We start from the raw sequence: 22,305 nt of genomic DNA on the forward strand, positions 1-22,305 counted from the left end.
GCGCGGAGAATGGATGACGTCATTGAGGGAGGGATCGGGCCGCGCCTTATGGCACGGCCCGCCTTTGCTGCTTACTGGAAAACTGCACCAGGATTATCAAGGCTGTCGGAGCCTTCAAGCTCGATCGTGCCAAGCTCCAGCGACGCAATGACGCGCTGGATGCTCTGGGTCTGGTCGATCAGCCCGTCGATGGCGGCCTGCACCGTGGCATTGCCTTCGGCATTGCCCTCACCGATCATCTGGTCATAGGCTTCCTTGGTCTTCGCACGCTCGGCCATGGCGCTCATGGCGGCCAGCGTCTTGTCGAGCTTGCCCTTCAGTTCGGTATCGAGCGCAGGATCCTTGGCGGCAACCAGTTCGGAGAGCGACGGACCCGAGAGCTTGGTGCCATCGACGCGGGTGTATTCGCCCGTATAGGCCGAAGCGATACCGATCGCGTCGTTCTGGTGCGAGGCATGGGTATTGTCGGAGAAGCAGTCGTGCTCCTCTTCCGGATCGTGCAACAGCACGCCGAGCTTCATGCGTTCGCCAGCGAGTTCGCCGTAGGACAGCGAACCCATGCCGGTCAGGATGGCCGAAATGCCCTTCTTCTCATCGGCAAGCACGCTCTTCGTGGCTTCCCCTTCGGGTGCCCAGGCCGCGACCATCTCTTCAAGATCGGTGACGAGCAGCGTCGATGCGGCCTTCAGATAGGCCGCGCGGCGGTCGCAATTGCCATTGGTGCAGGCCTTGGTGTCATAGTCGGTAAAGGGGCGGTTGCCGGCGCCCGGGCCCGTCCCATTCAGATCCTGGCCCCAAAGCAGGAATTCGATCGCGTGATAACCGGTGGCGACATTGGCCTCAACTTCACCGGCTTCGTGCAGCGTCTCGGCCAGGAAGGCCGGGGTGATGGTGCTCGCGTCGACATCCTCGCCGTTGATCTTGATCTTCGGGTTGGCAATGACATTGGCAACATAGAGGGCATTGCCGTCGCTCTCGGTGCCATAGCCGGCGTCGACATAGTCGATCAGGCCTTCGTCGAGCGGCCATGCATTGACCTTGCCTTCCCACGCATCGACGATCGGATTGCCGAAGCGGTAGACTTCGGTCTGCTGGTACGGCACGCGGGCCGCAATCCAGGCAGCGCGTGCAGCCTTCAGCGTGTCCTCGCTCGGCGTGGCGATCAGGGCGTCGATGGCAGCATCGAGCGCCTTGGCGGTGGTCAGCGAATCTTCGAATTTGGCGTGCGCGAGCGCCGTGTAGTGCGTCAGCACCTCGGTCGCAGACGGTGCGGCGGCTGCGGTGCCGGCGATCAACGCGGCCGACGAGATCAGCAGCGCCATGGACGCGCTGATGACGGATTTCCGGATCATGGTGTCTCCCTTCGGCGCCTGCGGGCGCCCCTGTGTTTGGACGCCCTGTCTTGGCCGAAAAGAAAACTGGTGTCAAATACTCGACTATGCTGAAATGCGAATGGCTTGACCTTCGTCACATCCGCTTCATGCGGCAGAAGAAGAAACCGTCGGTATCCATGCTGGCGGGGCTGAGCGTGACGGTCTTTCCATCGAGCGAGCGCGGTGCCGGGGCATCGGCGCCGAACAGCCGCTTCCAGTCTGATAGAACGGACACGATCTCGAAACCCGGATTGGCCGCGCAGAAGGCCTGGACCTGGCGATCGTTCTCTTCCGGCAGGACCGAGCACGTCACATAGAAGAGAGAGCCGCCCGGCCGCACGAAGGCGGACGCCTCTGTCAGGGCCTCGTGCTGCTGGCCAACGCGTTCCTGCAGATTGCGGTCCGTCAGGCGCCACTTGGTGTCAGGGCGTCGCCGCCAGGTGCCGGTGCCGGTGCAGGGGGCATCAACGAGCACTCGGTCGAAGCGCTCCTTAAGATTGGTGAGCCCCTTGCTGCCGTCATGCACCTGAACATTATGCGTGCCCGCGCGCTTCAGTCGCTCGATGATCGGAGCCAGTCGCTTGCGATCGGAATCATAGGCGTGCACCTGACCCTTGTTGTTCATGGCAGCCGCCATGGCGAGCGTCTTGCCGCCACCACCGGCGCAGAAGTCGAGGACCTGTTCGCCTTCATGCGGATCGACGAGATCCGCAACAATCTGGGAGCCTTCGTCCTGGACCTCGAACCAGCCCTTCTGGAAGCTGATTTCGGCCGTGACGTTCGGAAGGCGCGACGGGCCTTCGCCGGCTGGCACGCGCATGCCGAAGCGGGCAATTGGGGAGGCCTGCGCGCCTGCGCGCTCCAAAGCCTTCAAGACCTTGTCACGGCGGGACTTCAGCGTGTTCACGCGCAGATCGAGCGTCGGCCGGGTGGCGAGTGCCTTGGCTTCATTGAGCCAGTCTTCCCCGAAAGCCTCTTCGAAGGACGGCTGAACCCAGTCCGGGATGTCACCCTGAACATGGAGCGGCGCATCGCTGAGATTGCGGGTGCTAAAGGCGGCGATCTGGCTCTCACCGAGCGGTGCCGGGGCAAAACTGTCGCCATCAAATTCGCTGGCCAAAGCCTCGAGGCTCATGCCCCACTGGCGCAGCAGCACCGACCAGCCGAGAGCAGCGGCACTGTCGTCATCCATCAGATAGGCATGCGACAGTTTCATGCGCAGGGCGTCGTAGACGATATTGCCGATCGCCGCACGGTCGCCGGAGCCGGCAAAGCGATGCGACAGGCCCCAGTCCTTGAGGGCATCGGCTACGGGACGGCGACGGGTCTCGATATCGTTCAAGACTTCGATCGCACCGGAGAGGCGTCCGCCCAGGCGCATGGTTCATTCTCCTCATTCAAAGAAGAATGCCTGGTAACGGCGAAAGGAGCCAAGAGCAAGTCTTGGTTCCGACCTGCGCCGTTACGCGCAAAGCTGAGATATCAGCCGATGATCTCGTAGCAGACCTTTGCATGACCGGAACGGACCATGCCGATGTTTTGGGCCGCAGCCTTGGAAAGATCGAGGACGCGCCCGCGGATGAAGGGGCCGCGATCATTGATCCGCACGACGACGCTTTTGCCGCTGCGTGCATTTGTGACTTTCACCTTGGTGCCGAAAGGCAGCGTCTTGTGGGCGGCCGTCATCAGGGAAGCGTTCATCCGTTCACCGGATGCAGTCTTGGAGGTGAGTGCATACCAGGATGCGCCACCGCAGGAAGATTTCATAGCAGCATTGGCCGGGGTGAAAGCACAGAGCGCAGCAATAGTTGCCGCAGCAAGCACGGTCAGTCGGTTCTTAGTCAAATTCTTGTCCTAGTCGTTGTTGCTAGTTTTCTTTTGCGTCAAGACGCCTAGAGCCGGTCAAAAATGGCAAAAACGTGCCACAATCCAATCACGTAACGTTACAATCTGTAACATTCGTGAGATGGAAAGGCGAAAATTAATGGTTAATGATATATGAAGGATTAGAGAAAATTCTTTTGATTCAGGAATCAAACGGAAACGAAAATTCCAACACGGCCACTCAGATGGCGTTCACATTTCGGGGGCAGAAAAATTCTTCCGATTGCCAAAAAAATGGGCGGAGAGGCTTTCACCTCTCCGCCGAGTGCTGTGGCTGTTCTCCTGCGGCTGTTGCTGCAAGGTGATCAAGTATAGAATGATGTCACTGCGCTGTGATCTTGCGCGTCCGCATGTCCCACAGATCTTTCAGTGATGCGCGGTATTCGGGAAATCGAAAGGCAAAGCCGAGCGCCTTGATCTTCGCATTCGAGACCCGCTTGTTCTCTCCATAGAAGGAGCGCGCCATGGGTGTCAGCTCTGCCGTTTCGAACGGCTGTTCCGGCGGCGGTTCGACGCCCAGCAGGCGGGCGGCCTCGGTCACCACGTCCTGCGGCGGGCAGGGCTCGTCGTCGGTGACGTTGAAGATGCCGCCGAGGCGGGGTTCGGCAAGGAAGAGTGCGGCTGTGGCGATGTCCTCGACCCGGATGCGGTTGAACACCTGATCCTTCTTGATCAGTCGCCGCGCCGTGCCCTTGTCGAAGTTGACGAAGGTGTTGCGCCCGGGACCATAAATGCCGGAGAGGCGAAGGATTGCGAGTGGCAAATCTTCCTGGGTACTTAAGGACTGCCAGGCCGCTTCAGCCTCGACGCGCTCGAGGGAGCGTTGCGAGACGGGGTTGAGCACTGTTTCCTCGTCCACCCAGGCGCCGTCATGATCGCCATAGACGCCGACTGTGGAGAGATAGGAGACCCACTGGAGTTGCGGCATGACCTTGCGAAGGCCGGCTGGGCCAAGGAGGCGGATGAGTGGGTCGCCGCTTGCGCCGGGCGCAATCGACTGAACCAGATGTGTGACCGTCGAAAGCGTCTCCAGGAGCGCTTCGCTCAGCGTTTCCCCATCGAACAGCGCCGGGCGTATGCCTCGCTTTTCAAGCGCCTGGGCTTTCTCCGCGCTCCGCGTGGTGCCGGTTACCGTCATACCACGGCTTGCCGCCAAGGCGCCGATTGCCTTGCCGGAGTAGCCGGCGCCGAAGATCATCATATGCATCTGTCAGTTTCCCTCATCCATTCCTCCCGTACGCTGTCGTCTGTTTCCTGTCCCAGAGCGGCTTGTCGCAAGGTCTCGAAGTGAGAGGCCTCCAGCAGCCGGGACAGCGCCCAGACGGCCATTCCGCGCACCTCCGCCGAGGGATCCCCGAGTAACGCCTCGCAGGCCTTTACCAGTTCGCTTGAGCCGGAATTGCCGGCGGCGATCAGCACGTTGCGGACAAAGCGGTCGCGGCCGATGCGCTTCACGGGCGAGCCACTGAAATGGGTGCGAAAGGCAGCATCGTCCAGCGTCAGGAAAAAGGCGATATCAGGTGCCTTGAGATCCTCGCGCGCCACGAGTTTCATCTCGCGCGCAGCGGCTGCGAACTTGTTCCAGGGGCAGGCGGAAAGACAGTCGTCGCAGCCGTAGATCCGGTTGCCGAAGGCAGGCCGAAGCGCAACGTCGATCGCTCCCTTGTGCTCAATGGTGAGGTAGGAAATGCAGCGTCGGGCATCGATCTGATAGGGCGCAGGGAAGGCATCCGTCGGACAGGCGTCGAGGCAGGCTCGGCAGGAGCCGCAGTGATCGCGCTCGGCGGCGTCGATCTCCAGATCAGCCGTGGTGAACAGGCTCCCGAGAAACAGCCAGGACCCGAAATCGCGGCTGACCAGATTGGTGTGTTTGCCCTGCCAACCGAGACCGGCCGCCGCCGCCAGCGGCTTTTCCATCACAGGTGCGGTGTCGACGAAGACTTTCACGTCCGCGCCGGCCCGCGCAGCAAAGCGGGTGGCGATTTCCTTGAGTTTACCCTTCATCACGTCGTGATAGTCGCGATTGCGTGCATAGACGGAAATGGCAGCCTTGTCGGGCAGGGCCTGGAGATGCCGGGGATCCTCATCGGGACCATAATTCATCCCGAACATCACGACAGACCGCACATCCGACCACAGCACGCGCGGATCGGCCCGCCTCTCCTTCGTCTCTTCCATCCAGGACATTGTGCCGTGACGGCCAGCGTCCAGGAAGGCTTGAAGCCGTTGCGGCGCGTCCGGTATCGCATCCGGCAAGGTCACTCGACAGAGGTCGAAGCCCTGCGCTGCCGCTTCCTGGCGCAGGAAGCGCGTCAGGACTTCCCGCCGCTTCCTGATCTTCGGATCGGTCTGCGGCTCGATCATCGGAAACCCGTCAGAAATCGAGATCGGCGTAGTGCGAGACGGGGGTAATGCCGCGCACCCGCTCCATCAGGAACGGCCGGAAGGAGGGGCGGGATTTCAGGCGCTGGTACCACTCCTTGGCGATCGGGAACTCGTTCCAGTCGATCTCTCCAAGATAGTCGAGCACCGAGACAGCTGCGACTGCCGACAGATCCGCATAGCTCAGGCGTTCGCCGGCCAGCCACTGCCTGGAGCCTGCAAGCCAGCTCAGATACTTCATATGATGGCGAATATTGGTGCGCGCCGTGCGCAGAACCTTGGAATCCGGCGCGCCGCCGCCGAGCCCATTCGGGATCAGCAGCTTGTGTACCCGTTCGCGCACCAAAGGCCGCGTCACGTCCTGTTCCATCTTTTCCAGAAACCACTCGGTCAGCCGGCGGATTTCCGCCCGCTGGAAGGGATCCTCGGCAAAAAGGCGGCGATCACGCTTCAGCACGCCATGGGTCTCGTCGATGAACTCGGAAATCACCACGGCGCCACAGAGCGCGCGCATGTTGTCGTCAACATAGACGGGCAGTGTGCCGGCAGGATTGAGCGCCAGGAATTCCCGACGCTTCTCCCAGGTCTGCTCTTCCACCAGATCCACCTGGAAGCCGTATTCGCTGAGCACGAGACGGATGAAACGTGACGCGGTGGACATCGAATGATGATACAGGGTCGGCATGGGACTCGGATTCTCGGGTGTTGGTGTGCCGCAGCTCGATATCGAGGGCTGGTCATGGTTTCGGCTTCCAAGCTATAGGTGCTCACATGCTTCAACACAAGCATGTCACGCGGCCCTCCCAAGCCTTCCTCCAGAAGGAGACCTTATGGAAGATCAATCGATTGTCAGCGCGCTTATCCTCGGCGTGATCGAAGGACTGACGGAATTCATTCCGGTATCCTCGACCGCCCATGTCCTGCTTGCTGGCCATTTCCTCGGCTTCGAATCGCCGGGAAACACATTTGCCGTGCTCATCCAGCTCGGCGCGATCCTCGCGATCCTCAGTGTCTATTTCACCAAGCTCTGGCAGATTGCGATGTCGCTGCCGTCGAGCGAAAAGAGCCGCCGCTTCGTTGGTGTTGTTCTTCTCGGCTTCCTGCCGGCAGCTGTCATCGGTGCGCTCGCGCATGACTTCATCAAGACGGTTCTATTCGAGACGCCTCTGCTTATCTGTATTGTCCTGATCCTCGGCGGTTTTGTGCTGTTGTGGATCGACCGTAAGCCGCTGACCCCGCGCTATCATGATGTCACCGAATATCCCCTGTCGCTCGCGCTGAAGATCGGTTTCTTCCAGTGCCTCGCCATGGTGCCCGGCACATCGCGATCGGGGGCAACGATTGTCGGCGCGCTGCTCCTGGGGGCTGACAAGCGGTCTGCCGCGGAGTTTTCGTTCTTTCTGGCCATGCCGACCATGGTCGGTGCCTTCGCCCTCGATCTCTACAAGAACCGCGACGCGCTGAGCGTTGACGATGGATTGATCATCGGGATCGGATTTGTTGCAGCCTTCGTCTCGGCGCTGTTCGTCGTGCGCTCGCTGCTCAATTTCGTCTCGAAACGCGGTTACGCACCCTTCGCCTATTGGCGGATTGCCGTTGGAACGGTGGGGCTGTTGGCGCTTATCGTGCTCGGCTGAGATGCCGCTGCAAGGCTTCACGGCAGACAAACAAAAAGGCCGCCCGAAGGCGGCCTTTTTGCATAGGGAAAAAAATTACTGACCGCTCGGGATCGACGCCGTGCTGCACGGATCAATGCCGTATGCCGGGGTGCAGTTACCCTTGTTCGCGGCTACCGTGGTGGGAGCCACGAAGGAGCCTGCGATGATCACCAGCGCCGCACACGCAAAAAACAGTGCGATGGGTTTGCCCATGGAATGCCTCTCGAAACTATCGTGAATATGGACTGGCGACCGTCTCGCCCGATCGTCGTGCGGGCTGTGTGTACCCGTGGGCTCGGGGAACGGCAATAGCATATCCATGCTTTACCGAGGGTTAACGGCAGTCTTGGTTAAGCTGCGGCTTTTGTGCAACGGAAGTGTCCGATGTCACAAAAGCACGCAGTCAGACCCAAAATAGACGTGTTCAGGCATCCTTGCCGGAGCCGCTATACTGGCCATGGGGGCGATACTGGACCAGATAGGTCGGGAGGATTGAGGCCATGGTCACCGGCTCAATGCCGAGGCCTTCAAGCGTCCGACCCTCTGCCTTGGCCTCGGCCGAGACGACATTGTCCTTCTTCAGGAGCTTGACCTGGTCGCTCGTCAGCGGAGGCGTGATCAGGGGGATCGCCGAGGCGATGCTGCCGATCAGCGAAGCCACGCCGAAGGGCAGGGCGAGAAGCGGGCGCTTGCGACCGACCACGTCGAGCATCATCTCGAGACACTGCTTGAAGGTGGAGACGTCACGGCCGCCGAGTTCGTAGATCTTGCCGCGGGCAATCGAGCCATCCACAGCGCGGGCCACCACTTCGGCGACATCGCCGACATAAACAGGCTGGAACTTCGTCTTGCCGCCGCCGACAAGCGGCAGGACGGGAGCAATTCGCGCCATGGCCGCGAACTTGTTGAAGAAGCCGTCTTCCGGACCGAAAACGATCGACGGGCGGAGAATGGTTGCGTCCGGCAGGATGGCCTTGATGCCAGCTTCCGCGCGCCCCTTGCTGGCGGCATAGGCAGAATCCGACTTCGCATCAGCGCCAATGGCGGAGATATGGGTCAGGCTCGCACCAACCTTGCGGGCCGCTTCCGCCACGGCGCGCGCGCCGAACTCCTGCACGGCGTCGAAGCCATTCCGTCCGCTTTCGAACAGGATGCCGACGCAGTTGACGACATGGTCAGCGCCGTTCACAGCCGCATCCACCGAGTCACGGTAGCGCAGATTGGCCTGGACGAAGGAAATCTGCCCGACATTGCCAAGCGGCTGCAGGAAGCCGGCCAGATCCGGGCGGCGAACGGCGATGCGGATACGATAGCCGCGACGGGCGAGCGCCCGGACCACATGCCGACCGACGAAGCCCGAACCTCCGAAGACGGTGACGAGCGGCGGAAGGTTGGACAAGGTCATGGACTGGCTCCCCTGAACTGCATGGGCGCACACGATATGCGCGATCTCGGCTTCTCTTAGCCGAATCGTTGGTCTGGGGAAAGGCCCGTCAAGGCCTTAGACGCGGGACAAAGAGCCTCAGACGCAAGTGCTCAGATACCCTCGACGACGACCATCTCGGCATCGGCCACTTCCTGACGGATCTTGGCCGCGATTTGGTATTCGGGCGAGTTGTAGCAATCCACAGCTGCCTGGTGCGACGGAAACTCGATGACCACGTTGCGTGCGCGAACCGGGCCTTCCAGCTGCGTATGAGCGCCACCGCGAGCGAGAAAGACCGCACCGTATTTTTCAAAGGCGGGTTTGGCTGCAGCGACATAGTCCTTGTAGCGTTCGGGGTCGCGAACATCCACGCGTGCGATCCAGTATCCCTTGGGCATGCCGTTCTCCCGTTTGCTTGGTGAATTATGCCTGTTTGGCCAGCGCGTCGTCCATTTCCGCCAGGATGGCGAGTGCGGCGGCCCTCGGATCGTCCGCCTTGACGATTGGGCGCGCGACGACGAGGTGGCTTGATCCGGCTGCAATGGCGTCGGCAGGCGTCATCACCCGCTTCTGGTCGCCGTGGTCGGCGCCAGCGGGGCGAATACCCGGCGTCACGATCGCCATCTTCGGCCCGACGATCTTGCGAACGGCTGAAGCCTCTTCCGCCGAGCAGACAACACCGCCCATGCCGGCGATGCGCGCCTGTTCTGCGCGCTTCAGAACCAGCGTATGCGGATCATATTCGTAGCCGGCATCGATCAGATCCTGGCTGTCCATCGAGGTGAGGACTGTCACGCCGAGCAGGCACAGGCCTGATCCTTCGGCGGCCTTGACTGCTGCTGCCATTGTTTTGGGATAGGCGTGCAGCGTCAGCATGGTCATGCCCATGCGGGCAATATTCTCGACTGCAGACGCTACCGTGTTGTCAATGTCGAGCAGCTTCATGTCGAGAAAGACCTGCTTGCCGTCGCGCGCGAGGTCGCAGGCAAATTCCAGCCCGCCGGCAAAGGCGAGCTGATAGCCGATCTTGTAGAAGGAGATGCTGCTGCCGAGCGTGTTGACGACGGCTTCCGCTTCGGCGACGGTCGGGACATCCAGTCCGACGATGAGACGGTGACGTGCACTCAAGACGATGACTCCTGCCTGATCCCCATGGGCGTCCACTCGCATGAGATGCGCCAATCTGCAAGGGTTCCCCGGGCGCCTTCTCCCGTCATCCCCTTTGAAATGCGCCAATATGGAGTTCTGAGGGGCAAACGCCGAAGCTGTGCCCCTGTCGGGTCAGCCGCGGCTATAGATCCACAGCTGGGCGGGCGGGATGTTCCGGACGATGAAATCGAAATGCTGGATATGGTAGCGATCCGGATTGGCAACGATGGGCGAGACGGGGCCATAGGTGATCTGCACGACCGGCCGGCCAGCCGGCAGGCGGTCAAGCAGCTTTTCCAGAAGGCTGATACGCGCCTGCATCGGAAAACTGAGCAATGGTACGGCCGAGATCACGCTGTCGAATGTCTGGCCCGCAAGCGCGCCAAGGGTATTGTCGATGTCGAAGGCGTCGCCATGAATGAAGTGAACGCCTGGATAGTCCTGGGTCAGTCGCTGATAGAAATCTTTGGAATACTCGATTGAAACGATCTTTTCGGCCGGCACACCGCGCGCCAGGATCTGCTTGGTAATCACGCCCGTCCCAGGGCCGAGTTCAAGAACCGGCAGACCTGATCGTGGCTCAACCACGCTCGCCATCTTGCGGGCCGTCACGGATGACGTCGGAGCGATGGCGCCGACGGTCTTTGGTCCCTGCATCATTCCCTTGAAGAAGCGAATTTCCTCATCGAATTTCTGCTCGAACCTTTGCTTCAACCGCATGCCGTCATTCCTCTCCTGATCGCCACCGCCTCATGCGGAAGTCTTACAACAATCTCAGACCTAATTATCGCGAAAACAAGGTCAAGCGGCGCGAGCAGGAAAGAAAATGGCGTATTTTTTACACGCGCATCGGCATCAGAACATAGAGCGCATCAGCGCCGGCCGTGTCACGAATGAGGGTTGGTGATCCCGCATCAGCGAGAAGGAAGATCGCATCTTCGCCCGAAAGCTGCGCGGTGATGTCGAGGAGATATTTGGCGTTGAAGCCGATCTCCATGGCGTCACTTTCGTAGCCGACCGCCACTTCTTCGGTCGCGCTGCCCGAATCCGGGTTGTTCACGGTGAGCAGAAGCTGGCCGTCCGAAAGGGCCAGCTTCACCGCGCGACCGCGCTCGGACGAAATGGTCGAAACACGGTCGACAGCGCGGGCAAATGTCTGGCAATCGACGCGCATTTCCTTGTCATTGGCCTGCGGAATGACGCGCTGATAGTCTGGGAAGGTACCGTCGATGAGCTTCGACGTCAGCACGATTGAGCCGATTGAAAGGCGGATTTTCGAATCGGAGATTTCGGCGCTGATGATCAGTTCGGGATTGTCGATCAGCTTCTGCAATTCGCCGACCGTCTTGCGCGGAATAATGATCCCCGGCATGCCTTCGGAGCCCGAGGGGGCGTCCACATCTGCGCGGGCAAGGCGGTGTCCGTCTGTCGCGACGGCCCGCAGCTTCAATGCACCGCCCGCTTCGATGGTGTGCAGGAAGATGCCGTTCAGATAGTAGCGGGTCTCTTCGGTCGAAATCGCGAACTGGGTGCGTTCGATCAGCATCTTGAAGTCGGATGCCTTGATCTTGAAGCTATGCGTGAAGGTTCCAGCCGTCAGGTCCGGGAAGTCCGATTCCGGCAGGCATTGGAGCGAAAACTTCGAGCGGCCTGAGGCAACCGTCATCGAGGCCCCGTCGGGCGTGGTCGCGAGCAGCACTTCCGAACCGTCCGGCAGCTTGCGGACGATTTCGTAGAGCAGATGGGCCGGAACAGTCGTTGATCCAGCCTGCTCGACCATCGCCGGCGTGCTTTCGGTGATTTCCAGATCGAGGTCCGTCGCCTTCATGTCCAGCGCCGCGCCTTCGGCCTTCAGAAGGACGTTGGAGAGGATCGGGATGGTGTTCCGGCGCTCGACCACGCGATGGACATGGTTCAGAGACTTGAGGAGATTGGACCGTTCAAGAGTAATGCGCATGGACGCTACCGCTTTCGATATGTCGTCTTCCGGGTGTCCGGATCTAAGGAGGCTGCCAGCCCTGGGCCGGACAATGTGGACGGGCAAAATGGCAGCAAAAGAACCAGAAATGCAAGAGGCCACATGGTTTTCCACCTTGGTCCACCGAAGAGCTTGCCGGAATGGTTTATACAAGCGCCGCCCTTGCCGAAGAGACGGGGGTGGACGATAAAGACGCCATGATCGAACAGCAGAATTCCCAGGCAAGTCCAGTCCCCGCAAAGCGTTACCGCATCAATGATACATTGGTGGCGGCCCGGCCCATGGAGCCGGCGCTTTATCTCGTTGCGACGCCAATCGGCAATCTTGGCGACATCACGCTGAGGGCGCTCGAAACGCTGGCTGGTGCCGATGTGCTCGCCTGCGAGGACACGCGGGTGACGCGAGTGCTGCTTGACCGCTACGGTATAGAGAACCGCCCTTACGCCTATCACGAGCATAATGCCGATGAGGCAGGGGCCCGGCTGCTCGCTGCCCTCGAAGCCGGGAAGTCCGTGGCACTGGTCTCGGATGCTGGGACGCCACTCGTCTCCGATCCGGGTTACCGGCTCGGCCAGCTTGCGATCGAGGCCGGCCATCGGGTCGTGCCGATCCCCGGGGCCTCGGCACCGCTTGCCGCCCTTGTCGGATCAGGTCTGCCGAACGAGGCCTTTCTCTTTGCCGGCTTCCTGCCCACCAAGGACAAGGCGAAGCGGGATCGCCTGCGCGAACTCGCCAAAGTCCCGGCGACACTGATCTTCTTTGAATCGCCACACCGGATTGGCGATACGCTGGTCGCCGCCTCTGACGAACTGGGTGCAGAACGTCGCGCATCGGTCTGCCGGGAATTGACAAAGACCTTCGAAGAATTCCGTCGCGGTCCGCTTGGTGATCTGGCCGCGGACTATGCGGACAAGACGGTCAAGGGCGAGGTGGTGCTGGTGATCGGCCCGCCGTCGCCCGAAGCCGCTCCGGATGCCGCTGATGTCGACAGCCTGCTCGCTGAGCTGGCTCTGACCATGCCCACGGCAAAGGCGGCTACCGAGGCAGCGAGGTTGACCGGCCTCCCGCGCAAAGAGCTTTATCAGAGGCTTCTGGCGCTCAAGGGTGCTGCATGAAGCGAGACGGCGCGGATCTCAGACGTATCCGTGCCGAACGACTGGGCCGTTGGTCCGAATATCGGGCGGCTGCTTCACTGCTGCTCAAGGGATACCGTATCCTTGCCTTCCGCTACCGGACGAAGGCCGGCGAGGTGGATATCATTGCGCGCCGTGGCGATCTCGTCGCCTTCATCGAAGTGAAAGCCCGAAAGAGCGTACTCGCAGGCGTCGATGCCGTCAGCTCTAGTTCGAAACGGCGGATCGCCAACGCCGCCGATCACTGGCTACGCAGGCAATCGGATGCCGCGAAACTGTCACTTCGCCATGATATCGTCGTCGTGCGGCCGTGGCGCTGGCCCGTTCATCTCGAAGATGCATTTTAGCTTCGTTTTACTTTCGATCCTGAATTTGTGAAACCCTCGTTTTGTGACGGCACTGTCACAAAACAGTAAACGCGCTGTCATGGAGCGCGCCTAATGGAGCCCTCACCGCAACAACCGGTGGAGAGGATCTGTCCCATGATCAAGAAGATTTCCCTGGCCGCTCTGGCCCTGACCATGACCGCATCAACGACGCTTGCCGCGACCAACATCACCTGGTGGCACGGCATGGGCGGCCGCAACGGCGAAGTCATCAACGAGATCGCCCAGAAGTTCAACGCTGCCCAGGCCGAGTGCGTTCTAACCCCTGTTTCCAAGGGCACCTATGAAGAGGCTCTGTCGGCCGGCATCGCCGCCTTCCGTTCGGGCGAGCAGCCCAACATCCTGCAGGTCTTTGATGCCGGTGCCGCCACCATCATCAACGCCAAGGGCGCGACCATCGCTGCCGAAGACCTCCTCAAGGACAACGGCTTCGAGTTCAACCGCGAAGCCTTCATCGAGGGCGTGCGCTATTTCTACGCTGACTCCGATGGTAAGTTCGTCGGCATGCCGTTCAACTCCTCGGCGCCGATCATGTACATCAATGACGAAGCCCTGAAGAAGGCTGGCGTTGAAGCTCCGAAGACCTGGGAAGAGTTTGAAGCCATCGCGCCGAAGCTGAAGGAAGCAGGTTACCTGCCGCTCGCACAGGCGCAGCTCACCTGGCAGTTCACCGAGAACTTCTTCGCGCGCAACAACATCCAGTTCGCCTCCAACAACAATGGCTATGACAGCATTGCCGACACCACGATCAACGTGACCGACGAGCGTCACGTCATGATGTACGACAAGCTGAAGTCTTGGTACGATCAGGGCCTGTTTGGCTATTACGGCGCTGCCTGGAACGACAACCAGAAGGTCTTTGAAGAAGGCAAGGCTGCTCTCTGGATCGGTTCGTCGGGTTCCTTCGGTGGCCTGCAGAAGACGGCGAAAATGCCCTTCTCGGCAACCTTCCTGCCTTACTGGGACTCGATCGAAGGCGCTGGCGTTCACTCCTTCATCGGTGGCGCAGCTCTCTTCGCAATGGCTGGCAAGTCGGCTGAAGAAAACAAGTGCTCAGCCTCCTTCTTCAACTTCCTGACCTCGACCGAAGTCCAGAAGTTCTACCATCAGGCCACCGGCTACGTTGCCATCACCAACGCTGCTTATGAGCTGTCGAAGTCGGAAGGCTACTACAAGGAAAAGCCTGCTGCCGAAGTCGGCATCCAGCAGCTGCAGCTGCCGTCTGCCGAGTGGAACAAGGGTTATCGCCTCGGTTTCTACCCGCAGATCCGCGTGATCATGGAGCGCGAGTATAACCGCCTCTTCGCTGGCGAAACCACCGCGAAGGAAGCCATGGAGACGATCAAGAAGGAAGCCGACGAGCTTCTCGCCCGCTTCGCCAAGACGGCCGGCTGATCTTTCATTCCCTGACCTGACCGAGACACCCGGGGGTGAAAAGCCCCCGGGACTTGCATTGAGAGGGCACCATGAAGCGCGTCCAGTTTAACTCGCGATACCTGCCATATCTGTTCCTGCTGCCGCAGTTCGCGATCATCTCGATTTTCTTTTACTGGCCGTCGATGCAGGCGATCACCTCGTCCTTCTACATCGAGGACCCCTTCGGCTTTGGCTCGACCTTCGTGGGCGCCGATAATTACACCGATGCGCTGACCTCGCCGGAATACCAGAAGATCGCCCGCTTCACGATCGGCTACAGCCTGATCGTCACCTTCCTCGCCCTGTCGATCGGCATGTTGCTCGCCGTAAAGGCTGACGCCGTGATCCGTGGGCAGGCTGCCTACAAGACGCTGCTGATCGTCGTCTATGCCATCGCGCCGCCGGTGGCAGGCCTGATCGGCATGATGCTCTTTGATCAGCATATCGGCCCCTTCGTGAAGTTTGCCGCCTTGTTCGGTTGGGACATGAAGGTTGGTCTCAACTACTTCGATACCGCCCTTGCCATGGTCATGGTCGCTGTCTGGAACCAGATCCCCTATAACTTCATTTTCTTCCTCTCCGGCCTGCAGGGCATCCCGGCCTCCATCCGCGAGGCCGCAGCCATCGATTGCAAGTCTGGCACGCGCCGCTTCTGGACGGTGATCCTGCCGCTCTTGACCCCGACCGCCTTCTTCCTGCTGGTCATCAACATGACCTATTCGTTGTTCGACACTTTCGGCGTCATCGATGTCATCGTGAAGGACAAGCCGGCCAACAACCCGATCACGCTGGTTTACAAGGTCTATCTCGACGGCTTCCGCGGCAATGACCTCGGCTCGTCCTCGGCCCAGTCAGTCATCCTGATGTTGGTGGTGCTGATGCTGACGATGATCCAGTTCCGTTTCATCGAACGCCGCGTCCATTACGGTTGAGGAAAGCGCCATGTACCGCACCAAATTCTTCGACCACCTGATCCTGATCGCAGGCGTCATCTTCATGCTCGGACCGCTGGTGGTCGCCTTCACGACATCGACCCATTCGGCTGCCGAGATCCACTCAAACGGTCTTATGCTGTCGGTCGGCGACGATTTCACCGAGACTTACAACAAGGTCCTCTTCAAGTCCGGCGGCTTCACCGGCCAGGTGACAGGCCTGACGATGGCGATGAACTCGCTGATCCTGGGCCTGGGCTTTGCCATCGGCAAGATCGTGCTCTCGATGCTGGCCGCCTATGCCATCGTCTATTTCCGCTTCCGCTTTGCAACCCTTGCCTTCTGGCTGATCTTCACCACGCTGCTCCTGCCGCTCGAAGTGCGCATCATGCCCACCTACAAGGTTATGAGTGAGCTGCACCTGCTGAACAGCTATCAGGGCCTGATCCTGCCGCTTCTGGCATCGGCCACCGGCACGTTCTTCTTCCGTCAGTTCTTCAAGTCGGTCCCGGACGAGCTCCTGGAGGCCGCGCGCATTGATGGCGCCGGTCCCTTCAAGTTCTTCATCGATATCCTGCTGCCGCTTTCACGCACCATGATCGCGGCCGTCTTCATCATCATGTTCGTCTATGGCTGGAACCAATATCTCTGGCCCATGCTGATGACCACGGATGAGAGCTTCTACACGCTGATGCGCGGCATCAAGCAGATCCTGCAGGTCTGGGTCGGCTCGCAGATTCCCGATTACAACGAAGCCTTTGCCATGGCCGTGCTCGCACTCCTGCCCCCCGTCATCGTGGTGGTGGTGTTCCAGAGCTGGTTCATCAAGGGCCTGACAGAAACCGACAAGTGAGAGGAGGGGCTGCCATGGCGTCCATCGACATCAACGAGGTCTGCAAGATCTACGACAAGGGCGGTGCCAAGGCCGTCGACACGGTCAACATCCAGATCGAAGACGGCGAATTCATCGTGCTCGTTGGCCCCTCCGGCTGCGGCAAGTCCACCCTTCTGCGCATGGTGGCCGGGCTGGAGGAAATCTCGCAAGGCACGATCTCCATTGGCGACCGCGTGGTCAACCAGGTTGAACCGGCGGATCGCGACATCGCCATGGTCTTCCAGAACTATGCGCTTTATCCGCATATGACGGTCTACGACAATCTGGCTTACGGACTGAAGAACCGTGGCACGCCGAAGGCGGAGATCGCTGCCCGTGTGGCGGAAGCGGCCAAGATGCTGGAGATCGAGAAATATCTCGACCGCAAACCGCGAGCTCTCTCCGGCGGCCAGCGTCAGCGCGTCGCTATGGGGCGCGCGATCGTGCGCAAGCCGGCCGTGTTCCTCTTCGATGAGCCGCTGTCGAACCTTGACGCAAAGCTGCGTGTCACCATGCGCGGCGAAATTCGCAAGCTGCAAAAGCGACTGAAGACGACGGCGATCTACGTCACCCATGACCAGCTCGAGGCGATGACGCTGGCCGACCGCCTCGTCGTCTTGAACGGTGGCCGGATCGAGCAGATCGGCACACCGCTCGAGGTCTACAACCGTCCGGCCTCGACTTTCGTCGCGAGCTTCATCGGTTCCCCCGCGATGAACTTGATCGATGGCGAGATCGTTGGCGACCGCCTGATCATCGGTGACACCGAGATACCGCTTGCCGGCATCTGGCCGGAAGGACCCGTCCGCGTCGGGATGCGGGCAGAAGATCTGGTCATTGGCACTGCAGATGAGGCAAGCCTGGAGCTCGTGATCGATTATGTCGAGGAACTGGGCGCTCAGCGGCTGGTTCACGGGCTGGTTGGTGACCAGCCCCTGACTGCCGTCGTCTCCTCTTCTGCAAGCTTGGGTGATCGCCTCATCCTGTCGATCGCGCCGGAGCGGCTGCACTTCTTCTCGACGCGCGATGGGAAACGCCTGGTGCCTCAGACGCTTGCTTTAGCGGCAGAGCCCCAGGCGCAGGGCATGTCTTCTGAGCCTGTTCTTGCCTGAATATCAGGGCGGCGGATTGTTTCAATTTTAACAATCCGCCAAACGCCGTTTTAGGGGCTCGCTGTTAGTTTCCCTCCGTGGTTTGCCGAGGGGATATCTTATGCCGTTCAAACTTCTGATGGCCGGTATGGCCGCTGTGCTGTTGGCTCAGCCGAAACGCCAGGCCGAAGTCGATGCGCCGATGATTGCTGCCAATGGCAACAATCTTGCCTTTCGTGCAGCGCCCATTAATCCGGATTGGATCATCCGCGGTACGCCGCTCGCCCGGGTCGGGGAGCATTCGACCAGCGGTGACGAGGCAAGCTCCACGGCTGTGTGGGACTGTACTGCGGGTGAGTTCCGCTGGTATTTCGGTTGGGACGAGACAGTGGTCATTCAGGACGGCGAGGTGAATGTTACCGACGCAGATGGCAATCAGCGCCTGCTGCGCGCCGGCGATATCGCCTACTTCCGCGCCGGCACCTGGTCCACCTGGCGCATCGAGACCTATGTGCGCAAGGTTGCATTCCTGCGCAAGCCATTCCCAGGCCCCCTCGCAAGCCTCTATCGCCTGCGCAATGCCATGCGGGGCGGAGCACAAAAGGCACTCTGAGGCGCGATCTTCCTTCAGCAAAATTCAAGGGCCGTGCCGTTGCGTTCGGCACAGCCAGCGCCTAAATCTGCCATGCTTTCAACGGGGATGAAGACATGGCTGAGATCAGGAACGTCGCGGTCCAGATGGACCACGTATCGACGATCAATATTGCGGGCGACAGCACCTTTGCCATGAGTCTGGAGGCTCAGGCCCGCGGCTACAAGCTCTTCCATTACACCCCCGATCGCCTTTCCATGCGCGACGGCAAGATCTTTGCGACGGTCGAGCCGATGCAGCTGCGCGACGTCAAAGGCGACCATTTCACGCTGGGCGCGCCCGAGCGGGTTGATCTGTCGACCATGGACGTCGTGCTGCTGCGCCAGGACCCGCCCTTCGACATGGCCTACATCACGGCCACGCACCTTCTCGAACGCATCCATCCGAAGACGCTGGTCGTCAACGATCCGGCCTGGGTGCGCAACTCGCCGGAAAAGATCTTCGTCACCGAATTCGCCGATTTGATGCCGCCGACACTGATCACGAGAGACGCAGCGGAGATCGCCCGCTTCCGGGAAGAGCAGGGCGATATCATTCTGAAGCCGCTTTACGGCAATGGCGGCGCCGGCGTCTTCCACTCCACCCGTGATGACCGCAACTTCTCCTCGCTGATGGAGATGTTCAACCAGATGTTCCGCGAGCCCTTTATCGCTCAAGGCTACCTTCCGGCCGTGCGCAAGGGTGACAAACGCATCATCCTGGTCGATGGCGAGCCTGTTGGCGCGATCAATCGCGTTCCGGCTGAACACGATGCGCGCTCCAACATGCATGCCGGCGGTCGGCCAGAGCCGACGGAACTGACGGCGCGCGAGCGCGAGATCTGCGCACGGATCGGACCCGCCCTCCGCGAACGCGGCTTCCTGCTCGTCGGCATCGATGTCATCGGTGACTACATGACCGAGATCAACGTCACGTCGCCGACCGGCATTCGCGAGGTCAAGAAGTTCGGTGGCGCTGATATTGCGGCCCTCCTCTGGGATGCCATCGAACGCAAGCGCCAGACAACTGCGTCATAAGCAGGTCGGATACATAGTTCTCGGGACGTTCCGTCTCTGCAACCGCGCGCAACTCGATGCATCCTCATAGGTGTATGTGTTCCGCAAATGTTCTTGCCAAGCGCCTCGCGTCATGCAAGATTGTGTCCGTCGATACACGCAATATGAAGTTGTGCTGGTCGATGGGTATCTAGTCGGTGGGCGGGCAATGGTGGCGCGTGTCAGTACGGTAGCATTCCAGGGCATTGAGGGCGTGCCCGTTGAAGTTCAGGTTATGGTGGCGCCGGGAAAGACCGGCATGCAGATCGTCGGCCTGCCGGATAAGGCGGTGGCCGAAAGCCGTGAACGGGTGCAGGCAGCGCTTCATGCCTCCGGCCTCGCCCTGCCGCCGAAGAGGGTGACAGTCAACCTGGCGCCTGCCGATCTGCCGAAGGAAGGCTCCCACTTCGATCTGCCGATTGCGCTTGGGTTGATGGCGGCCCTCGGGGCAATTCCCGGCGATGCCCTCGCGGGCTACCTGGTCATCGGCGAACTCAATCTGGACGGAACCATTGCGGCTATTACCGGCGCACTTCCGGCCGCCATCACCGCCAATGCGCTGGGCAAGGGACTGATTTGCCCTGGCGATAGTGGCTCGGAGGCGGCCTGGGCAGGTCCGGACGTCGATATTCTCGCTCCGCGCAGCCTGATTGCGCTCGCCAATCATTTTCGTGGTCACCAGGTACTGACGCGGCCGGAGCCGTCTGTTCGCGCGCTGGCCGCTAATCTTCCGGATTTGGCCGACATCAAGGGGCAGGAGAGCGCCAAGCGGGCGCTGGAAGTTGCCGCCGCCGGTGGCCACAATCTGCTGATGGTGGGACCACCTGGCTCGGGAAAGTCGATGCTCGCTGCGCGGCTGCCCTCGATCCTGCCGCCTCTATCGGCCGCCGAACTGCTGGAAGTCTCCATGGTGCATTCGATCGCCGGACAGTTATCCGGTGGCAAGCTTTCGGACCGCAGGCCTTTTCGCACGCCGCATCACTCCGCCACCATGGCGGCGCTTGTTGGTGGAGGCCTGAGAGCCCGGCCGGGTGAGGCCTCACTTGCCCATCACGGCATTCTTTTCCTGGATGAACTACCGGAATTCATGCCGCCTGTGCTCGATGCCTTGCGCCAGCCGCTGGAGACTGGCGAGTGTATCATCGCACGCGCCAATCATCGTGTGTCCTACCCATCCAATTTCCAGCTGATCGCCGCGATGAACCCATGCCGTTGCGGCATGGCGGGCGAACCCGGACACGTCTGTGCGCGCGGTCTGCGTTGCCAGACAGAATATCAGGGCCGTATTTCCGGGCCACTGATGGACCGCATCGATATCCGCATCGACGTGCCGGCTGTGACGGCCACGGACCTGATCCGCCCGAGCGTGGCGGAATCGAGCGCGTCCGTGGCAAAGAGAGTGGCAGAGGCTCGCGACCGGCAGAGAGACCGCTTCGCCCGTCTCGGACTTCCATTTTCCACCAATGCCCGCTGCTCGACATCCTTGATCGAGACGCTCGCCGAGCCCGATGCCGCAGGGCTTCAACTGTTACGCGATGCGGCGGAGAAATTCCGCTTTTCGGCACGGGGATATCATCGCGTGTTAAAAGTGGCGCGCACGCTTGCGGACCTGGACGGGAGTGAAACGCTCGGCCGCATTCATCTCGCTGAGGCAATTTCCTATCGGATCGCTTCGGAGCGCCTTGCAGCCGCCGCCTGAGAATGCCGCAACTCGGCTCATAAAAACTGGGATAGGGGGCTCTTCAGGGTTTCATAACTGACACGCCAGTCTCGCAATGTCAGCATAGCGGAGTCACATGCGATCGCCGGAGATTTCTTCCGGGCGCAGAGTGTCAAGAGGCAGTGACAGTTTAACCAGCGCACCGCTCGGCGGAAGCGCGACCTCTGCCTTTCCTTTTACGCCGCTAATGACGCGTTGCATGAGGATCGACCCAAAGCCGCCGCCGCCCGGTTTGGGAGTTTGCGGCTCCGGTCCGCCGGTTTCCCGCCATTCGATCACAAGCGCCGCAGGTTCTTCCTCTGACGCCTCCGTCAGATGCCACGCAAGACGGATATGTCCGCTATTGACACTGAGCGCACCATACTTTGCTGCATTGGTTCCAAGCTCATGCAGGATGAGGCTTAAGACGACCACCGTCTGGCCACCGATTGGAATGCGTGGGCCAGAGGCAGTAAGGCGTGAGGTACCGACAACGGCGAAGGGTTCGAGCGCCTGGAAGATGACACTCTGCAGCGAGGCGTCCTCGCCGTCGCGCAAGCCGCGCAAAAGGAGATTGGAGCGGCCGAGCGCATTGAGCCGTTCGCGAAGGCGGGCGGCCAGTTCGTCGGCGCTGGACGCATTTTTGAGCGATAGACTGATGATCGCATTGATCGTCGCGAAAATGTTCTTGAGGCGATGGTCGAGTTCCTGCGCCATAACGTCTTGCCGGTCGGCCAGTCTCTGGATTTCTTGGCGTGTGGTGAACTCCGAGCGGTAGGCCTGCATGACGAGATGGATCAACGTCAGGTCGGTGATGACGACAAACAGGTAAAGACCCATGGCGAGCAGCGTGCCACCAGAGAAATCAAATTGGCCCGGACTTATGAAAAAATACCAGGATGCAAGCCCGGAGAGTGTAGCGACAAGCAGGCCCTGCCGGACACCAAAGACGAAGCCGCACAGGATGACCGCTGGAAAAAATGTCAGAAAGGGAAAACCGGCAGGCAAGACCGGATCGAACCATGCCCGGACTGCAAGTGCGATGACGAACACCGTCACACTTGCAACATAGGTCGCAACTTCGGCGCGCAGTGACAAGCGATCTTCAATGGAGGTGAATGCCGGCAAGGCTTGGAGAAGTGCGCGCATCGATCCTAGAGCAACTGAGCAAATTTTCGTGATCTGACCCAGCCTTACCTTACTGCTCTGGCCCCCGCAATCGTAGGGATTAAAGCGGA

The 22,305-nt window shown here is 60.4% G+C and carries 23 protein-coding genes; 10 read left to right on the plus strand and 13 right to left on the minus strand.

From position 1 onward, the window contains the following. Nucleotides 1–71: 71 nt before the first annotated feature. The 6 genes from ACSV9I_RS17240 to ACSV9I_RS17265 form a co-directional block, all read right to left on the minus strand. Nucleotides 72–1,352, minus strand: coding sequence for an imelysin family protein (locus ACSV9I_RS17240; RefSeq protein WP_438330079.1), 1,281 nt, complete (start codon nt 1,350–1,352; stop codon nt 72–74). A 115-nt stretch (nt 1,353–1,467) separates the two neighbouring features. Next, nucleotides 1,468–2,754: an RsmB/NOP family class I SAM-dependent RNA methyltransferase gene (locus ACSV9I_RS17245; RefSeq protein ID WP_438330080.1), complete on the minus strand. Its 1,287-nt coding sequence runs from the start codon at nt 2,752–2,754 to the stop codon at nt 1,468–1,470. 101 nt (nt 2,755–2,855) lie between these two features. After that, on the minus strand, nt 2,856–3,218 hold the full coding sequence (locus ACSV9I_RS17250) for a septal ring lytic transglycosylase RlpA family protein (protein WP_054156323.1): 363 nt from the start codon (nt 3,216–3,218) through the stop codon (nt 2,856–2,858). Between the two features lie 361 nt (nt 3,219–3,579). Further along, nucleotides 3,580–4,464 (minus strand): SDR family oxidoreductase, encoded by an 885-nt coding sequence (locus ACSV9I_RS17255; protein WP_438330082.1) that lies wholly within the window; start codon nt 4,462–4,464, stop codon nt 3,580–3,582. Beyond that, nucleotides 4,455–5,621: a tRNA epoxyqueuosine(34) reductase QueG gene (queG, locus tag ACSV9I_RS17260; RefSeq protein ID WP_438330083.1), complete on the minus strand. Its 1,167-nt coding sequence runs from the start codon at nt 5,619–5,621 to the stop codon at nt 4,455–4,457. The genes ACSV9I_RS17255 and queG overlap by 10 nt, the downstream gene beginning before the upstream one ends. A gap of 10 nt (nt 5,622–5,631) precedes the next feature. Further along, a complete protein-coding gene (locus ACSV9I_RS17265; RefSeq protein ID WP_054156320.1) occupies nt 5,632–6,324 on the minus strand; it encodes a glutathione S-transferase family protein in 693 nt (230 codons plus the stop codon). A 145-nt stretch (nt 6,325–6,469) separates the two neighbouring features. On the opposite strand from ACSV9I_RS17265, the gene ACSV9I_RS17270 reads away from it, so the two are divergent. Next, nucleotides 6,470–7,276 carry an undecaprenyl-diphosphate phosphatase gene (locus ACSV9I_RS17270; RefSeq protein ID WP_054156319.1) on the plus strand — a complete coding sequence of 269 codons (807 nt, stop codon included), beginning with the start codon at nt 6,470–6,472 and terminating at the stop codon, nt 7,274–7,276. Nucleotides 7,277–7,351: 75 nt separating this feature from the next. Here the strand turns inward: ACSV9I_RS17270 and ACSV9I_RS17275 are convergent, their stop codons facing one another. From ACSV9I_RS17275 to dnaN, 6 genes are all read right to left on the minus strand, one after another. Beyond that, a complete protein-coding gene (locus ACSV9I_RS17275) occupies nt 7,352–7,510 on the minus strand; it encodes a hypothetical protein (RefSeq protein WP_197278290.1) in 159 nt (52 codons plus the stop codon). Nucleotides 7,511–7,721: 211 nt separating this feature from the next. Beyond that, nucleotides 7,722–8,702 (minus strand): complex I NDUFA9 subunit family protein, encoded by a 981-nt coding sequence (locus tag ACSV9I_RS17280; protein WP_438330085.1) that lies wholly within the window; start codon nt 8,700–8,702, stop codon nt 7,722–7,724. Nucleotides 8,703–8,833: 131 nt separating this feature from the next. Further along, entirely contained in the window at nt 8,834–9,121 is a 288-nt protein-coding gene (locus tag ACSV9I_RS17285; RefSeq protein WP_054156317.1) for a DUF1330 domain-containing protein, read from the minus strand. Nucleotides 9,122–9,146: 25 nt separating this feature from the next. Next, nucleotides 9,147–9,851 carry an orotidine-5'-phosphate decarboxylase gene (gene pyrF / locus ACSV9I_RS17290; RefSeq protein ID WP_438330086.1) on the minus strand — a complete coding sequence of 235 codons (705 nt, stop codon included), beginning with the start codon at nt 9,849–9,851 and terminating at the stop codon, nt 9,147–9,149. Between the two features lie 153 nt (nt 9,852–10,004). Further along, complete coding sequence (gene pmtA, locus ACSV9I_RS17295) at nt 10,005–10,592, minus strand: phospholipid N-methyltransferase PmtA (protein WP_054156316.1); 588 nt, start codon at nt 10,590–10,592, stop codon at nt 10,005–10,007. Between the two features lie 118 nt (nt 10,593–10,710). Next, the gene (gene dnaN / locus ACSV9I_RS17300; protein WP_054156315.1) at nt 10,711–11,829 is read right to left on the minus strand and encodes a DNA polymerase III subunit beta; all 1,119 of its coding nucleotides are present in this window, start codon (nt 11,827–11,829) and stop codon (nt 10,711–10,713) included. Nucleotides 11,830–11,990: 161 nt separating this feature from the next. Between dnaN and rsmI the strand changes: the two genes are divergently transcribed. The 9 genes from rsmI to ACSV9I_RS17345 all read left to right on the plus strand — a co-directional run bounded on the left by rsmI (nt 11,991) and on the right by ACSV9I_RS17345 (nt 21,067). Beyond that, nucleotides 11,991–12,965, plus strand: a complete 975-nt coding sequence (gene rsmI, locus ACSV9I_RS17305) for a 16S rRNA (cytidine(1402)-2'-O)-methyltransferase (protein WP_438330087.1) — start codon at nt 11,991–11,993, stop codon at nt 12,963–12,965. Further along, entirely contained in the window at nt 12,962–13,330 is a 369-nt protein-coding gene (locus ACSV9I_RS17310; RefSeq protein ID WP_438330088.1) for a YraN family protein, read from the plus strand. The genes rsmI and ACSV9I_RS17310 overlap by 4 nt, the downstream gene beginning before the upstream one ends. Before the next feature lie 135 nt (nt 13,331–13,465). Further along, entirely contained in the window at nt 13,466–14,764 is a 1,299-nt protein-coding gene (locus ACSV9I_RS17315) for an extracellular solute-binding protein (protein WP_438330089.1), read from the plus strand. 71 nt (nt 14,765–14,835) lie between these two features. After that, a complete protein-coding gene (locus ACSV9I_RS17320; RefSeq protein ID WP_438330090.1) occupies nt 14,836–15,717 on the plus strand; it encodes an ABC transporter permease subunit in 882 nt (293 codons plus the stop codon). A gap of 10 nt (nt 15,718–15,727) precedes the next feature. Then, nucleotides 15,728–16,570 (plus strand): sn-glycerol-3-phosphate ABC transporter permease UgpE, encoded by an 843-nt coding sequence (ugpE, locus tag ACSV9I_RS17325; RefSeq protein ID WP_438330092.1) that lies wholly within the window; start codon nt 15,728–15,730, stop codon nt 16,568–16,570. 14 nt (nt 16,571–16,584) lie between these two features. Next, nucleotides 16,585–17,703, plus strand: coding sequence for an ABC transporter ATP-binding protein (locus ACSV9I_RS17330; RefSeq protein ID WP_438330093.1), 1,119 nt, complete (start codon nt 16,585–16,587; stop codon nt 17,701–17,703). A 100-nt stretch (nt 17,704–17,803) separates the two neighbouring features. Beyond that, nucleotides 17,804–18,295 (plus strand): cupin domain-containing protein, encoded by a 492-nt coding sequence (locus tag ACSV9I_RS17335; RefSeq protein WP_438330094.1) that lies wholly within the window; start codon nt 17,804–17,806, stop codon nt 18,293–18,295. Nucleotides 18,296–18,390: 95 nt separating this feature from the next. Beyond that, nucleotides 18,391–19,350, plus strand: a complete 960-nt coding sequence (gshB, locus tag ACSV9I_RS17340; RefSeq protein WP_438330096.1) for a glutathione synthase — start codon at nt 18,391–18,393, stop codon at nt 19,348–19,350. A gap of 187 nt (nt 19,351–19,537) precedes the next feature. Continuing rightward, nucleotides 19,538–21,067, plus strand: a complete 1,530-nt coding sequence (locus tag ACSV9I_RS17345; RefSeq protein WP_054156434.1) for a YifB family Mg chelatase-like AAA ATPase — start codon at nt 19,538–19,540, stop codon at nt 21,065–21,067. A 93-nt stretch (nt 21,068–21,160) separates the two neighbouring features. Here the strand turns inward: ACSV9I_RS17345 and ACSV9I_RS17350 are convergent, their stop codons facing one another. Next, nucleotides 21,161–22,216: an HWE histidine kinase domain-containing protein gene (locus ACSV9I_RS17350; RefSeq protein ID WP_438330097.1), complete on the minus strand. Its 1,056-nt coding sequence runs from the start codon at nt 22,214–22,216 to the stop codon at nt 21,161–21,163. Nucleotides 22,217–22,305: the final 89 nt, after the last annotated feature.

The sequence above is a fragment of the Rhizobium sp. G187 genome, from assembly GCF_051549525.1.
GTDB lineage: Bacteria > Pseudomonadota > Alphaproteobacteria > Rhizobiales > Rhizobiaceae > Allorhizobium.

Bases quoted from the DNA above. Each gene is read 5' to 3' on its own strand.
- ACSV9I_RS17345 (WP_054156434.1), top strand. From the start codon at position 19,538: ATGGTGGCGCGTGTCAGTACGGTAGCATTCCAGGGCATTGAGGGCGTG.
- ACSV9I_RS17310 (WP_438330088.1), top strand. From the start codon at position 12,962: ATGAAGCGAGACGGCGCGGATCTCAGACGTATCCGTGCCGAACGACTG.
- ACSV9I_RS17270 (WP_054156319.1), top strand. From the start codon at position 6,470: ATGGAAGATCAATCGATTGTCAGCGCGCTTATCCTCGGCGTGATCGAA.
- rsmI (WP_438330087.1), top strand. From the start codon at position 11,991: ATGGTTTATACAAGCGCCGCCCTTGCCGAAGAGACGGGGGTGGACGAT.
- ACSV9I_RS17285 (WP_054156317.1), bottom strand. From the start codon at position 9,121: ATGCCCAAGGGATACTGGATCGCACGCGTGGATGTTCGCGACCCCGAA.
- ACSV9I_RS17315 (WP_438330089.1), top strand. From the start codon at position 13,466: ATGATCAAGAAGATTTCCCTGGCCGCTCTGGCCCTGACCATGACCGCA.
- ACSV9I_RS17280 (WP_438330085.1), bottom strand. From the start codon at position 8,702: ATGACCTTGTCCAACCTTCCGCCGCTCGTCACCGTCTTCGGAGGTTCG.
- ACSV9I_RS17335 (WP_438330094.1), top strand. From the start codon at position 17,804: ATGCCGTTCAAACTTCTGATGGCCGGTATGGCCGCTGTGCTGTTGGCT.
- ACSV9I_RS17330 (WP_438330093.1), top strand. From the start codon at position 16,585: ATGGCGTCCATCGACATCAACGAGGTCTGCAAGATCTACGACAAGGGC.
- queG (WP_438330083.1), bottom strand. From the start codon at position 5,621: ATGATCGAGCCGCAGACCGATCCGAAGATCAGGAAGCGGCGGGAAGTC.
- dnaN (WP_054156315.1), bottom strand. From the start codon at position 11,829: ATGCGCATTACTCTTGAACGGTCCAATCTCCTCAAGTCTCTGAACCAT.
- pmtA (WP_054156316.1), bottom strand. From the start codon at position 10,592: ATGCGGTTGAAGCAAAGGTTCGAGCAGAAATTCGATGAGGAAATTCGC.
- ACSV9I_RS17245 (WP_438330080.1), bottom strand. From the start codon at position 2,754: ATGCGCCTGGGCGGACGCCTCTCCGGTGCGATCGAAGTCTTGAACGAT.
- gshB (WP_438330096.1), top strand. From the start codon at position 18,391: ATGGCTGAGATCAGGAACGTCGCGGTCCAGATGGACCACGTATCGACG.
- ACSV9I_RS17255 (WP_438330082.1), bottom strand. From the start codon at position 4,464: ATGCATATGATGATCTTCGGCGCCGGCTACTCCGGCAAGGCAATCGGC.
- ACSV9I_RS17275 (WP_197278290.1), bottom strand. From the start codon at position 7,510: ATGGGCAAACCCATCGCACTGTTTTTTGCGTGTGCGGCGCTGGTGATC.
- ACSV9I_RS17350 (WP_438330097.1), bottom strand. From the start codon at position 22,216: ATGCGCGCACTTCTCCAAGCCTTGCCGGCATTCACCTCCATTGAAGAT.
- ACSV9I_RS17320 (WP_438330090.1), top strand. From the start codon at position 14,836: ATGAAGCGCGTCCAGTTTAACTCGCGATACCTGCCATATCTGTTCCTG.
- ACSV9I_RS17240 (WP_438330079.1), bottom strand. From the start codon at position 1,352: ATGATCCGGAAATCCGTCATCAGCGCGTCCATGGCGCTGCTGATCTCG.
- ugpE (WP_438330092.1), top strand. From the start codon at position 15,728: ATGTACCGCACCAAATTCTTCGACCACCTGATCCTGATCGCAGGCGTC.
- ACSV9I_RS17265 (WP_054156320.1), bottom strand. From the start codon at position 6,324: ATGCCGACCCTGTATCATCATTCGATGTCCACCGCGTCACGTTTCATC.